Origin of the sequence: Microbacterium ureisolvens (assembly GCF_019511645.1) — a bacterium.
GTDB lineage: Bacteria > Actinomycetota > Actinomycetes > Actinomycetales > Microbacteriaceae > Microbacterium > Microbacterium ureisolvens_A.
On record NZ_JAEUAX010000048.1, the window covers coordinates 1 to 255 of the forward strand.

At 48.2% G+C, this 255-nt stretch carries 1 rRNA gene; it reads left to right on the forward strand.

From position 1 onward, the window contains the following. Positions 1-162: 162 nt before the first annotated feature. Positions 163-255 (forward strand): 23S ribosomal RNA (locus JNB61_RS20765); the annotation flags it as partial.

Here is a 255-nt window from a genome sequence, read left to right on the forward strand (position 1 = left end):
GGTGGGTTGGGGGGTGCCGCCCGTACTTTGAGAACTACACAGTGGACGCGAGCATCTTTGCAAGATGACCCTTCGGGGTTGTTTTGTGTTGATGATCTTAAAGATCATTAGTCAATTTCTGATCGCATTCTTCGGAGTGTGGTCGAGTTTTGATTCTCATGTTTTCAAGTCTTTAAGAGCAAACGGTGGATGCCTTGGCATCTGGAGCCGAAGAAGGACGTAGCAATCTGCGATAAGCCTCGGGGAACTGATAAG